11 protein-coding genes are annotated in these 12,644 nt (G+C 69.5%); 1 reads left to right on the top strand and 10 read right to left on the bottom strand.

Annotated elements, in window-relative coordinates; genetic code table 11:
* Positions 1-267: 267 nt before the first annotated feature.
* The 4 genes from rpsI to adh all read right to left on the bottom strand — a co-directional run bounded on the left by rpsI (position 268) and on the right by adh (position 4,108).
* Positions 268-792 carry a 30S ribosomal protein S9 gene (rpsI, locus tag EL337_RS05870; RefSeq protein WP_048630115.1) on the bottom strand — a complete coding sequence of 175 codons (525 nt, stop codon included), beginning with the start codon at positions 790-792 and terminating at the stop codon, positions 268-270.
* Entirely contained in the window at positions 789-1,232 is a 444-nt protein-coding gene (gene rplM / locus EL337_RS05865) for a 50S ribosomal protein L13 (RefSeq protein ID WP_048630114.1), read from the bottom strand. The genes rpsI and rplM overlap by 4 nt, the downstream gene beginning before the upstream one ends.
* A 192-nt stretch (positions 1,233-1,424) precedes the next feature.
* The gene (adhP, locus tag EL337_RS05860; RefSeq protein WP_370737109.1) at positions 1,425-2,495 is read right to left on the bottom strand and encodes an alcohol dehydrogenase AdhP; all 1,071 of its coding nucleotides are present in this window, start codon (positions 2,493-2,495) and stop codon (positions 1,425-1,427) included.
* 89 nt (positions 2,496-2,584) lie between these two features.
* Positions 2,585-4,108, bottom strand: a complete 1,524-nt coding sequence (gene adh, locus EL337_RS05855; RefSeq protein WP_048630113.1) for an aldehyde dehydrogenase — start codon at positions 4,106-4,108, stop codon at positions 2,585-2,587.
* A 148-nt stretch (positions 4,109-4,256) separates the two neighbouring features.
* On the opposite strand from adh, the gene EL337_RS05850 reads away from it, so the two are divergent.
* The gene (locus tag EL337_RS05850; RefSeq protein WP_232786677.1) at positions 4,257-4,799 is read left to right on the top strand and encodes a TetR/AcrR family transcriptional regulator; all 543 of its coding nucleotides are present in this window, start codon (positions 4,257-4,259) and stop codon (positions 4,797-4,799) included.
* On the opposite strand, the gene EL337_RS05845 is transcribed toward EL337_RS05850, so the two are convergent.
* The 6 genes from EL337_RS05845 to eccCa form a co-directional block, all read right to left on the bottom strand.
* A complete protein-coding gene (locus EL337_RS05845; protein ID WP_048630112.1) occupies positions 4,765-5,697 on the bottom strand; it encodes an alpha/beta hydrolase in 933 nt (310 codons plus the stop codon). The genes EL337_RS05850 and EL337_RS05845 overlap by 35 nt on opposite strands.
* Positions 5,698-5,783: 86 nt before the next feature.
* Positions 5,784-7,112 carry a helix-turn-helix domain-containing protein gene (locus EL337_RS05840; protein ID WP_197724182.1) on the bottom strand — a complete coding sequence of 443 codons (1,329 nt, stop codon included), beginning with the start codon at positions 7,110-7,112 and terminating at the stop codon, positions 5,784-5,786.
* 102 nt (positions 7,113-7,214) lie between these two features.
* Positions 7,215-7,511, bottom strand: a complete 297-nt coding sequence (locus EL337_RS05835; RefSeq protein ID WP_048630111.1) for a WXG100 family type VII secretion target — start codon at positions 7,509-7,511, stop codon at positions 7,215-7,217.
* Between the two features lie 9 nt (positions 7,512-7,520).
* Positions 7,521-7,871, bottom strand: a complete 351-nt coding sequence (locus tag EL337_RS05830; protein ID WP_048630110.1) for a WXG100 family type VII secretion target — start codon at positions 7,869-7,871, stop codon at positions 7,521-7,523.
* Positions 7,872-7,951: 80 nt separating this feature from the next.
* Positions 7,952-9,079 (bottom strand): type VII secretion-associated protein, encoded by a 1,128-nt coding sequence (locus EL337_RS05825; protein WP_048630825.1) that lies wholly within the window; start codon positions 9,077-9,079, stop codon positions 7,952-7,954.
* A complete protein-coding gene (gene eccCa, locus EL337_RS05820; RefSeq protein WP_197724255.1) occupies positions 9,076-12,513 on the bottom strand; it encodes a type VII secretion protein EccCa in 3,438 nt (1,145 codons plus the stop codon). The genes EL337_RS05825 and eccCa overlap by 4 nt, the downstream gene beginning before the upstream one ends.
* Positions 12,514-12,644: the final 131 nt, after the last annotated feature.

The raw sequence follows: 12,644 nt of genomic DNA, 5'->3' as shown, positions 1-12,644 counted from the left end.
CGGCGCCGATGGGCGCCCTGGCTCCGAATCCGACGGTCGCGCAGCCCCGCCGCAGAATTCAAGTCCCGATCCGCCGATTCGGCCCGGAAGTGAACTCCGCTAATTAACTGATCCCGCATCGCTCCAGAACACCGCGCGACGACAGTTCTCTGAGATGGCGGTGTGTGACGGGCCACAATCGGGTCGCGCGGGGCGGGCATGACCGCACAACGAGAGACGCCCGGCCGCTCGCATCGCGAGCAGACCGGGCGTCTGACGTGGAGAAGATCAGCGCTTGCTGTACTGAGGCGCCTTACGCGCCTTCTTGAGGCCGTACTTCTTGCGCTCGATGGCACGCGGGTCGCGGGTGAGGAACCCGGCCTTCTTCAGCGCGGGCCGGTCTTCCGGCTGCACGATGATCAGGGCGCGGGCGATCGCCAGACGCAGCGCGCCGGCCTGGCCGGACGGGCCGCCGCCGTCGAGGTGCGCGTAGACGTCGAAGCTGTCGACGCGATCGACGGTCACCAGCGGTGCCTTGATGAGCTGCTGGTGCACCTTGTTGGGGAAGTACGCCTCCAACGTGCGGCCGTCGAGATGGAACTGGCCGGTGCCGGGCACCAGGCGGACGCGGACGACGGCCTCCTTGCGGCGACCGACGGTCTGGATGGGCCGATCGATGATGACGGGCTCGCGCTGGGCCACCTCGGCCTCGGCGGTGACGTCAGGCTCGGCAACCTCGGTGGTCTCGACAGCCTCGGTGGTCTCGACGGCCTCGGTGGTCTCCGGGGTGTCGGTGAGTTCAGTTTCGGTCATTGCGCCACCTGCTTGATTTCGAACGGAACCGGCTGCTGCGCGGCGTGCGGATGATCCGGACCCGCATACACCTTCAGCTTCTTCTGAACCTGCCGGCTGAGCTTGGTGTGGGGCAGCATCCCGACGATCGCGTTCTCCACGACCCTGGTCGGGTGCTTGATCAGCAGCTCACCGATGGAGCGCTTGCGCAGGCCGCCGGGGTAACCCGAGTGGCGGTACGCGAACTTCTTGGTGAGCTTGTCGCCGCTGACGGCGATCTTCTCGGCGTTGATGACGATGACGAAATCGCCACCGTCGACATTGGGCGTGAATGTCGGCTTGTGCTTGCCGCGCAACAGCTTTGCTGCTTCGACGGCGAGCCGGCCGAGCACCACGTCGGTGGCGTCGATGACGTACCACGTGCGCGTGGTGTCACCCGCCTTCGGCGTGTACGTAGGCACAGCGCATACCTTCTTTTCTCGGGTTGGACCCCGGTGTTCCCGGGAGCCGGTCACAGCGTGAGCGCAGGTGTGCCTCGGCGACCGACTGTGACCCGAGGCGACCCGGCCGAAAAGGCCGGCGCACGCCAACGAGGCAGCCTACCCGCGGACATCGGCGCAGGTCAAAACGCGCACAGGCCGCAGCAGGCCTGGTCAGCGGTAGTCCAGAACCACCCTGCCGTCGATCTGCCCCTGCTCCATCCTGGCGAACACGTCGTTGATCTCGTCGAGCCCGGCGGTGTGGACGGTCGGGTGGATCAATCCCCGGGCGAAGAAATCGATGGCCTCCACCATGTCCTGGCGGGTGCCGACGATCGAGCCGCGGATCGTCAGACCCTTGAGCACGATGTCGAAGATCGGCGCGGGGAAATCCCCCGGCGGCAGCCCGACGAACACGATGGTGCCGCCGCGCCGCGCCAGCCCGATGGCCTGCCCGAACGCCTCGGGATGCACCGCGGTGACCAGCACGCCGTGCACACCGCCGGTGGCCTTCTGCACCTCGGCGACGACGTCGCCGGTGCGCGCGTTGACCGCCACCTCGGCTCCGAGGCTGGTGGCCAGCTCGAGTTTGGTGTCGTCGACGTCGATCGCGACGACCCGCAGGCCCATCGCCGTCGCGTACTGCACCGCGACGTGGCCCAGGCCGCCGATCCCGGAGATCGCGACCCACTGGCCGGGCCGGGTGTCGGTCACCTTCAGACCTTTGTAGACCGTGACACCCGCGCACAGGATCGGCGCCACCTCGACCGGGTCCAGGCCCTCGGGGATGCGCGGGGCATACGCCGCGTTGACGAGCATGTAGCTGCCGAAGCTGCCGTTGACGGTGTAGCCGCCGTTGCGCTGCTGCTCGCACAGCGTCTCCCAGCCGGTCCGGCAGTACTCGCAGTGCCCGCACGCCGACCACAGCCACGCGTTGCCGACCTTGTCGCCCACCAACAGGTCGTCGACCCCGTCGCCGACGGCCACCACGGTGCCGTAACCCTCGTGGCCGGGAATGAACGGCGGCGTCGGCTTGACCGGCCAATCACCATGTGCGGCATGCAGATCCGTGTGGCAGACGCCCGACGTCTCGAGCTTGACCAAGGCTTCGCCGTAATCCGGCTTCGGCAGTTCCAGGTTCTCGATGGTCAGCTGGGCGCCCAGCTCGGTGACGACGGCGGCGCGCATGGTGTTCTCGGTCATAGGTCCATCCCACGCCGTGGGCGCGGCGCAGGTAAGGGCCATTGGTCCACGATGTGCGCCGGGAAGACGCAGACTCGCACGGATCGAGGGAGATCCGTGCGAGTGTGCGTTCCCGTCGCGCTAGCGCGCGATCAGAAGAATCCGAGCGCCTTGTCGCTGTAGCTCACCAGCAGGTTCTTGGTCTGCTGGTAGTGGTCGAGCATCATCTTGTGGTTCTCGCGGCCGATGCCGGACTGCTTGTAGCCGCCGAACGCGGCGTGCGCGGGGTACTGGTGGTAGCAGTTGGTCCACACCCGGCCGGCCTTGATGTCGCGGCCCGCGCGGTAGGCGGTGTTGCCGTCGCGGCTCCACACCCCGGCACCCAGGCCGTACAGCGTGTCGTTCGCGATCGAGATGGCCTCGTCGTAGTCCTTGAACGAGGTGACGGCCACCACCGGGCCGAAGATCTCCTCCTGGAAGACCCGCATCTTGTTGTTACCGGTGAAGATCGTCGGCGCGACGTAGTACCCGCCGTTGAGGTCGCCACCCAGCTCGGCGCGCTCGCCGCCGGTGACCACCTGGGCGCCTTCGCTCTTGCCGATCTCGATGTAGGACAGGATCTTCTCGAGCTGGTCGTTGGACGCCTGCGCACCGATCATGGTCTCGGTGTCCAGCGGATCGCCCTGGCGCACCGCCTTGGTGCGGATGGCCGCCATCGCGAGGAAATCGTCGTAGATGTCGGCCTGGATCAGCGACCGGGACGGGCAGGTGCAGACCTCACCCTGGTTGAGGGCGAACATCGTGAAGCCCTCGAGCGCCTTGTCCTGGTAGTTGTCGTTGGCGGCCAGCACATCGTTGAAGAAGATGTTGGGGCTCTTGCCACCGAGCTCCAGCGTCACGGGGATCAGGTTCTGCGACGCGTACTGCATGATCAGCCGGCCCGTGGTGGTCTCGCCGGTGAACGCGATCTTGGAGATCCGGTTGCTCGACGCCAGCGGCTTACCGGCCTCGACGCCGAAGCCGTTGACGATGTTGACCACGCCCGCGGGCAGCAGGTCCCCGATGATCTCGAACAGGTACAGAATCGAGGCGGGCGTCTGCTCGGCGGGCTTGAGGACGATCGCGTTGCCTGCGGCGAGTGCGGGTGCCAGCTTCCAGACCGCCATCAGGATCGGGAAGTTCCACGGGATGATCTGCCCGACCACGCCGAGCGGCTCGTGGAAGTGGTAGGCGACGGTGTCGTCGTCGACCTCGGAGAGCGAACCCTCCTGCGCGCGAATACATCCCGCGAAGTACCGGAAGTGGTCCACCGCCAGCGGGATGTCGGCGTTGAGGGTCTCGCGGATCGGCTTGCCGTTGTCCCACGATTCGGCCAGGGCGATCGATTCGAGGTTCTCCTCGATGCGGTCGGCGATCTTGTTGAGGATCACGGCGCGCTCGGACGCCGACGTCTTACCCCATGCGGGTGCGGCGGCGTGCGCGGCGTCGAGGGCCTTCTCGATGTCGGATTCGTCCGAGCGGGCGACCTCGGTGAACGTCTGACCGGTGACCGGCGTCGGGTTCTCGAAGTACCGGCCGGCGGTGGGCGGCACCCACTGGCCGCCGATGAAGTTGTCGTAGCGGGGCTTGAACGACATCAGTGAGCCGTCAGCCCCCGGGCGTGCGTACACAGTCATGGTGCATCTCCTGCTCGTGTGGTGTGCGTCACTGAACCTACGCGCGCAACCGTTGCACCACAGTTGCATCGGCGGGCACTCGCGGCGGAAAATTTTCGGCATCGCCGATCGCCGCCGAAGTCCACGCCAGCAGCGTTCCCGGGACACCGTGAACACGCTGGTGGAAGCCGCTGCGCAGATGTTCTCCCGGGAGGGGTTCGCGGCCACCACCAACCGGATCGCCGAGCGCGCCGGACTGTCGATCGGGACGCTGTATCAGTACTTCCCTGACAAGTCGGCGCTGCTGCACGCCGTTGCCGAGCGGCATGTGCGCGACGCGGATCGACGCTTGACGGCCGTTTTCGCCCAGCTGCGCGCCGACGCACCGCCGTTCGACGCGACGATGCGCACCCTGCTGGACGCCGTGGTGGACCTGCACCGGGACGGCCCGCGACTGCACGCACTGCTGCACCGGATGGCGCAGCCCAGCGCCGAGCAACTGGACGAGCTGCGCGGATTCGAGGAGCGGATCTGCGACGAGGTGGCGTTCCACCTCAAGCGCTGCGACCGCGGGGGCGAGGACGTCGAGCTGACGGCGCAGACCCTTGTCCATACGATCGACGCGCAGCTGCACCGCGTGATGACCCGCCGCGGTTTCGACGTCGACGCGCTGGCCGTCACGATCGACCGGCTTGCTCCACCGCCCGCCTGAGCACGGTCCGCGTGGCGTCGCGCAGCTGGGTCAGGCCGGGTTCCTCGATCGGGAAGTGGCCGCAGTTGTCCAGCAGGACCAGCTCGGTCGGCCCGCAGATCCGGCGCAGGAAGCGGATGCTGCACTCCGGCGGTGTCCAGGTGTCGGCGGCGGGCGCGACGAGCGTGACCGGGGCGGCGTCGAATTGCTCGGGTGGGGTGCCTGCGAAATTCATCCAGCTGGACAGGAAGCCGAGCGGCACGCTGACCCCGCCGCCGCGTGGGTCGGACGCGCACAGGCGCGACAGCCGTGGGTCGGAGCTCATCGCGGCCATGTCCGCCAGCCAGCGGATCGGCAGCCGGACCCGCCCGAGCGCCGGTTCGACGGCACGGAGCACCGCCGGGGCCGGTCGACCCATCCACGCGAACCTGGTGGCAGCCGCGCGGGCATCGGGGTCCGACATGTCCAGCAGGCACGTCGCGAGCACCGCGTCGATGAGGCCGGTGCGCGCGGCCACCTGGTAGGCCAGCATGCCGCCCATGCTGGCGCCGAACAGCACCAAGGGCCGCGGGTCCGCGGCCCGTTCCGCGCGGACGAGCTCACACAGCAGCTCCACCCAGTCGCCGTAGCGGACGCCCGCCGGGTCGGGCTCGACCGTGTCGCCGTAGAGCGGAAGGTCGGGGGCGAGCAGGTCGACACCGCCGTACCGGCCGCCCGCCGCGACCGACGCCACGGGCCACAGTGCGCCGCTGTACCCGCCGCCGCCGTGGATCACCATGACGCGGACGGCGGCGTCGGGGACGACGGCACGCGCGATGTGCACGGTGCGACCCCGCCACGGCCACCACGTACTGGTCGGCGCCGTCACGTCGACCATGTCGGCGGACGGAAGGAACGACGCGTAGGCCCGGAAGTCCATGGCAACATCCTGAATTCCCATGCCGCTGTTGACAACTCGTCTTTCTATGACGGCTGAGCAGGGGCTATGGCGAACTACTCAGGTTTTCAGCCGAGTTCGAAGTCCAGGCCGGCCAGGTGGCCGCGCGCCCGGGCCCTGGCGGCCGCGGTCAGACCGGCGCTGTCGCGCAACGCTTTCCACCCGTCGCGGTCGTCGCGCCCCTCGGGCAACTCAAGCCAGCGGCGCAGCAGATCCGCGCGACCGTGCGCTCCTTCGGCGAGCACGGCGTCGCGCAACGTGGCCGACAGCTGGGTGCGCAGTCGCGCGATGGCGGGTGACACCGACTGCGTCAACAGGGGTCCGGCGTAGCGGGTCAACGCGGATTCCACGTCACCGGCGTCGAGCGCCTCGAAGACCTCGCCGATGTCGCTGGTGATCGCGGCAAGGAGCCGGTACGGCCTCGAACCGAGGTTCTCGGCGCCGATCACCTTGCGCAGCCGCGACATCTCGGCGCGCACGGTGACCACGTCGAGGTCTTTGTCGTCGAGCAACACGGCCAGGTGGTCAGCCGAGAGGCCCTCGGGGTGCCGGCTGAGCAGCACCAGGATGTCGGCGTGCCTGCCGGTCAGATGGGTGGCCTGCAGATGGCCGTAGCCGTCGGTCGTCACCCAGCGCGGCCGGTCGCCGCCGAGCACGACCAGATGCGGTTTGCGGGCGGCAGGCTCGGCGTACACACCGGTGGCCCGCAGCAGCGCGAGGTGGTTCTCGACCGCGAAGGCGGTGGCGCGGACCAGGGCCAGGGTCTGCGACGACGCCACCTCGGTGCCGCCGGTGAGATCGATGGCGCCGAGCAGGGCGCCCGTGGCCGGGTCGTGCACCGGGGCCGCGGTGCAGCTCCAGGGCTGCACCACCCGGGAGAAGTGTTCGGAGCCGAGGATCTGCACCTCGCGGTCCAGCGCCAGTGAGGTTCCCGGCGCGTTGGTGCCGGCGCCTCGCTCACTCCAGTCGGCGCCGGGCACGAAGTTCATCGCCTCGGCTTTGCGACGTGCCTTCGGATCACCTTCGACCCACAGCAGCGTTCCGTCGGCGGCGCTGACGGCGACGACGACCCCTGAGTCGACGGCGTCGTCGACGAGCAGGCGCCGGATCACCGGCAGCGCAGGCGCCAGCGGGTGCGTCTCGCGCAACCGCTCGATGGCGCTCACCGCGTCGGCGGCCCGCGCGGCGGCCAGATCGGGATTCACACCACCTGCCAGGCTGCGCTGCCAGCTCTGCGCAACGACCGGGCGCAGCGACGAATTCAGGTAGGTGGCGTCCACTTCGCCGGCCACGAACCGTTCGTGCACCGATTCCAGCGTCGACGACGACGGACGGGACGATCCCCGTCCGGCTGAGATACCTGAAGCTGCCACCTGGCGTTCCTTTGTGTCCGCCATCACACCTGCTTCCACCCTAGCCCAGGTGTGTGCGCCGAGAGTACTGTGCGGCCCCCGCTCGGCTCCCCTCCTCGCGGGGGCCGCACAGACTTGGGCGGGGCGTCAGGCGCCCCAGGCGTGAGCGGCACTGCGGTCGGTGGCGGCCACGTCATCGGACCCCTCGCGGACCGCGCCGGCCAGCCGGACGAGGATGTCGTTGAGTGCACCGGCGGCCTGTTCCCAGCGCATCTGTTCGACGCGGTAGGCCTCGGCCGCCTCGGCCGTCCACGTCGACTGCAGCGGGGCGATCTGGGCCCGCAGATCGTCGATCGCGGCGTTGAACCGCGCGGACGTCGTCTGGATCTCCTGGCGGACCGTGTATTCGATCTCGCCGAAGTCATAGGACAGCGTGTGGCTCATCGTGTACTCCTACAGGCTCGCCGCGACGGTGGCGATGCGCTGCGAGTGGCCCTCGGCGGCCTCACGCAGGATGCGTTCGTTGTCACGGATGGTCTCCGAGATGCGTTGCAGTGCCGCGTGCAACTTCAGCGATTCGGCGTTCCAGCGGTCCACCACCTCCCGGAACCGTGCCGCCGCGACACCGCCCCACACCGACGGCGGGACATTACTCATGGCGCCGATGAACGACTGCAGCATCGCGCGGATCTCGTCGTTGCGGGCGTCGGTCTTGCCTGCCACCGACACCATGAGGTCGAAGTCGGTGGCGAGCGCGGAGCCGTGAGAGGCGTAGGGCCCCGACGGTGGTGACTGTGACGGCATGGGTGGTTCCTTCCCTGGACTTTCACGCGGTATATAGATTGGACGCGGCAGCGACGAGTTCGGTTCCACCGATGTGTATTTCACTTCACGGCGTGCGCCGAAAGCACCGCCTCAAGACAGACGTCCTCGACGGCGGTGGTTGCACCCTGGCAGCCGATCGCGATCCGGGTGACACCGTCGACGACGACGGACCACCGCGTGTCACCGTCAGCCCGCCTCTCGACGTACGTCACTGCGGGCCTGCCGCCGCGCTCGGCGGTGGGGTCGAAATCGACGAACACCCCGTCGGGCTCGGATCCTATTGCCCGGCGCAGGGATTCGGCGACGTCGGCGATCGAGGTGACGCCCGGGTGCGCGGACTGCGTGACGTGCAGGGCGGGCACCCCGCCCGACGCTGCGACACGGAGCCGGGCCGAACCGGAACCGGACGTGATGCGCTCGACGCTCCACTGCGCGGGCACACGCAGCGCGACGGAGCCATCCACCAGCATTCTCGTGCCGTCGACGGACGGCCGTCCGGTCAGCGTCTGCGCCGCCCACCCCCCACCGACTGCCGCCACCGTCAGCACGGCGCCTGCCAGAACGGCGGTGCTGCGCCGACCCGGGCGGATGCGGCCGACACCGAGTCCATCGCGGGCATTGTGCTCGGCCACGGCAGCCTCGGCGGCCTGCAACAGCCGATTACCGGTGCAGTAGGTCAGCGGTATTCCGGCCCGCCGGATGGCCGCAAGGGATGCGGCCGGCAACGGCGGCACTCCGGCGGGGACGTCGAGCACCACCGCGGTCACCGTCTCCAGGTGCGCCGTGAACTCCGCGGCATCACGGGCGAACACCCGGGGTGGCGCCGGTGGTGACGCCACGGCAGCGTACTCGGTGGACAGCTCGACGAGCGTGGCATCGGTGGCGGCGAGGATCTCGGATCGCCGCCGCACCATGACATCCGAAGCGACGCCGCCTGCGGCGTCGGCGATGACACCGACGCGGCCCGTCGACCACCACGTCGGGACCACGAGCACGAGCCGGCCGGGGCGCTCGCCGGCAGCGGCGTCGAGCACGTCGCGCCACAGTCCGGACACGTCCACCGGGTGCCCGTCGAGCAGTGCGATCGGATCGTCGATGCAGTCGAGCGCGGTTGCGATCCATTGCGGCGAAACCGATCCCGGGCCGCAGACGGTCTGCGGACCGACCTCCACGACCACCGGCGTCACGGTGGCTCCACCCACCCGACCTGGACCAGCTCGTCGGGTCCGCCCCGGACGATCAGCGTGCCGCGGCCCGGCGGCAGCGGAGTGGGGCGAACCGAGCCGAGCAGCACGCCCTCCTCGGGTGCCGCGCTCATCATGAAGCCGGCGCAGCCCATGTCGCGCATCCGAGCCAGCACGGGGTCGAACATGGCACGCGCCGCGCCACCGGATCGGCGCGCGACGATCAGGTGCAGCCCGAGATCCCTGGCGTGCGGCAGGAAGTCGGCCAACGGTGTCAGCGGGTTGCCCGTCGCGCCGGCCACCAGGTCGTAATCGTCGACGACAAGATAGATGTCGGGACCCTGCCACCAGGACCGGTTCTTCAGCTGGCGCTGGGTGACGTGCTCATCGGGCATCCTGGAGTCGAGGATCTCGCTGACGGCGGCCAGTCGCGAGGCGACCGCGGCACCCGAGACCGCATAGCCGGTGCGGTGCCCGGACTCGACGACACCGAGCAGGGTCCGGCGGTAGTCGACGATCTCCAGGCGGAGGTCGTCCGGGGACGCGGCGAGTTCGCGACACAGCAGGCGCAGCAGCGAGGTCTTGCCGCACTCGCCGTCGCCGAGAACGAGCAGGTGTGGGTGCGCGGCGAAATCCAGTACCACCGGTCGTAGGTCGCGCTCCCCCAACCCGATGGCGACCCTGCCGGCGGCAGGCGCCGCAGCCGCGATCAGATGCTGCTCGACCCTGCCGGGCAGCAGTTCGACGGGCAGCGCGCGGGGGCCGTGATGAACGACGCGCGCGGGGTCGAGATCGGGCCGGGCGATCGCCAGCTCGCGACCGTCCCTGGTGATCCCCCGCCCCGCCGGCCGGTCGGCGAGATCCTTGGCACGCCTGCGATCCATCTCCGACTCGGTGGGGTCGCCGAGCCGAAGCTCGATCCGCGTGCCGATCTGGTCCTTGAGGGCGGGCCGCAGGTCTGCCCAACGCGCGGCGGCGATGACCACATGGATGCCGTAGGCCAGTCCCTGCGCCGCCAGCGCGGTGACCGCCGATTCCAGACCGTCGAACTCCTGTCGCAGCGTGGCCCAGCCGTCGACGACAAGGAACACGTCACCATAGGCGTCGCCGTCCCGGGAGCCTGCGGCCTCGCGGTCCCGCAGCACCGATTCCAGCTGTGCCACGGTGCGTCGGCACAGGTCGGGCTCGCCACGTCCAGCCACCGAGCCCACGTGCGGGAACCCGCGCAGCGCCGACAGCGCGCCGCCGCCGAAATCGAGACAGTAGAACTGAGCCGCACCGGCGTCGTGGGTGGCGGCCAGCGCGCCCACGAGGGTCTGCAGTGCCGTCGACTTGCCTGAACGTGGTGCGCCGACGACCGCGACATTACCTGCAGCGCCGCCCAGTTCGGCGATGAGAAGATCTCTGCGTTGCTCGAACGGACTGTCCACCACACCGATGGGCACGCGCAGGTGACGCACGGGCTCGGCGGACAGCAGCGTGCTCAGTTCCGGCGACCGGCGCAGCGGCGGAAGCCAGACCCGATGCGCCGCGGCACCGCGACCGGCCAGCTGCGCCAGCACCGCCTCCAACAGAGATCCCTGTGACGGCGCGGGCAGGTCCATGGCCCGGTCGTCGTCCGGAGCGAGCGTGAAGGGCCGCACGGTCGCCGGTTCGGCCGCCGGCCTGACGGCCGGGACATACCCGCCCGAGACGTACGCGGTCTGGAATCGGGTGAGCGTGCCAGCGGCGGTCGCAAGGTAGGCGGCGCCCGGTTCCGACGACAGATGGTAGGCATCGGGAACGCCCAGCACTGCCCGGGATTCACTGGCCGAGAACGTTTTCAGGCAGACGCGATAGGACAGATGGGTTTCCAGGCCGCGCAGCCTGCCCTCGTCGAGGCGCTGGCTGGCCAGCAGCAGATGCATGCCCAGAGACCGGCCGAGCCGCCCGATCGCGACGAACAGTTCGGCGAAGTCGGGGTGCTGGCTGAGCAGTTCGGAGAATTCGTCGACGATGATGAACAGTGCCGGAAGGGGCACACGCGTCCGATCGCCGGCGCAGGCGCGGCGATACTGGTCGATACTGGTCAGATTGCCTGCTGCGCGCAGGATCTCCTGCCTACGATTGACCTCACCGGAGAGGGCCTCGCGCATCCTGGCGACCAGCGGGGCCTCGTCGGCCAGGTTGGTGATCACCGCCGAGACGTGGTTGGACTTCTCGATGCCCAGGAATGTGGCGCCACCCTTGAAATCGACGAGCACCAGGTTGAGCACATCCGGGGGGTGCGTGGCGATCATCCCGAGCACGAGCGTTCGCAGAAACTCCGATTTACCGGAACCCGTTGCGCCCACGCATAACCCGTGCGGACCCATCCCCTGCGCAGCCGCTTCCTTGATGTCGAGTTCGACGATGGCGCCGTCGTCGGCGACCCCGATGGGCACCCGCAGCAGTCCGGATCCGCGCCCGCGGGACCACATCCGGTCGACGTCGACGGCGCCGGGATCGGTGATTCCCATCAGTGCCGACCAGTCCGCGTCCCGCGTCACGCGCCGAGTGGCGGTGAGGTCCCGACGGTGACGCGCCAGCCGCCGCGCGCACGCAACGGCATCGGCGAGGGACAGTTGATCGCACAGCACGGTGAGGCGCTCACCGTCGCAGTGCACAGCGACCTCCCCCGCGCCGTCCTCGTGGCGGATGGCGATCACGGTCTCCCCGTCCGCGGCTGCGGGCTGGTCTCCACCGTCGGCGATCACCACGCGGTGCCGAGCCCCGACGGCGTGGTGCGGAAGCCATTTCAGCCAGTCCCAGTCATGCGGGGCTGCAGCGGAGACGGAGACCAGATCGGGGTGGTGCAGCACAGCGAGCTGGCAGACCAGCGCGCGCGCGACCGCCCGGGCGACGTCTGGATCGCCGGTCAGGACGAGCACCCGCGTCGTACGCAGCGGCACGCTCACCGGCACAGCGCGGACGACCGCGCGGTTGTCCATCAGCCGCCGGACCGCGCCGGTGGTCACCGGGTCGGCCTCGTCCTCCGCGCCGAGCTCGGGCGCGACGACGGTGATCGTGGCCGGTCGCGCGCCCAGACCGACGCGCACCGCGCAGAAGTCGGGATGGTCCTCGGCGCGCTCCCACGTGCGCTCACCACCGACGAGCGTCCACAGGGCCGCCGGGTGAGGGTGCGTCTGGTGAAGCGCGTCGTGCTGACGGTCGGCGGCCTCGGCGAGCGCGCCGTCGAGGGTGTCCAGGTAGCGCAGGTACTCGGCGCGCTGCCCCGGGAGGTCGCCGCCACCCGCCCCGCGGCCGCCGTGAACGAGCGTCCCGATCAGGGAGACCAGCATCATGGCCGGGAAGAACAGGAACATCGGGCTGCGTGCCGTGCTGTCCGTCGACGTCAGGTACAGCAGGGTCATACCCGCCATTGCCGCGATCATCGCGACCGGAAGCAGCCGGGCCATCGGATTCGCGGGTGTGAGGACGGGCGGTTTCGGGGGCGCCTCGATGACAATCCGCCCGTCCTCCACATAGGAATAGACGCACCGCACACCGATGTCGTTCCATCCACAGCCGGATGAACTTCTGCATCTGC

The sequence above is a fragment of the Mycolicibacterium aurum genome, from assembly GCF_900637195.1.
GTDB lineage: Bacteria > Actinomycetota > Actinomycetes > Mycobacteriales > Mycobacteriaceae > Mycobacterium > Mycobacterium aurum.
Note: the sequence above shows the minus strand (reverse complement) of the source record. Positions and strands in the feature narration are given on the sequence as shown.

Excerpts from the sequence above, each read along its gene's own strand:
- EL337_RS05845 (WP_048630112.1), bottom strand. The coding sequence starts at position 5,697 with ATGGACTTCCGGGCCTACGCGTCGTTCCTTCCGTCCGCCGACATGGTC.
- EL337_RS05835 (WP_048630111.1), bottom strand. The coding sequence starts at position 7,511 with ATGAGCCACACGCTGTCCTATGACTTCGGCGAGATCGAATACACGGTC.
- EL337_RS05830 (WP_048630110.1), bottom strand. The coding sequence starts at position 7,871 with ATGCCGTCACAGTCACCACCGTCGGGGCCCTACGCCTCTCACGGCTCC.
- rpsI (WP_048630115.1), bottom strand. The coding sequence starts at position 792 with ATGACCGAAACTGAACTCACCGACACCCCGGAGACCACCGAGGCCGTC.
- adh (WP_048630113.1), bottom strand. The coding sequence starts at position 4,108 with ATGACTGTGTACGCACGCCCGGGGGCTGACGGCTCACTGATGTCGTTC.
- eccCa (WP_197724255.1), bottom strand. The coding sequence starts at position 12,513 with ATGGCCCGGCTGCTTCCGGTCGCGATGATCGCGGCAATGGCGGGTATG.
- adhP (WP_370737109.1), bottom strand. The coding sequence starts at position 2,495 with ATGGCCCTTACCTGCGCCGCGCCCACGGCGTGGGATGGACCTATGACC.
- EL337_RS05840 (WP_197724182.1), bottom strand. The coding sequence starts at position 7,112 with ATGGCGGACACAAAGGAACGCCAGGTGGCAGCTTCAGGTATCTCAGCC.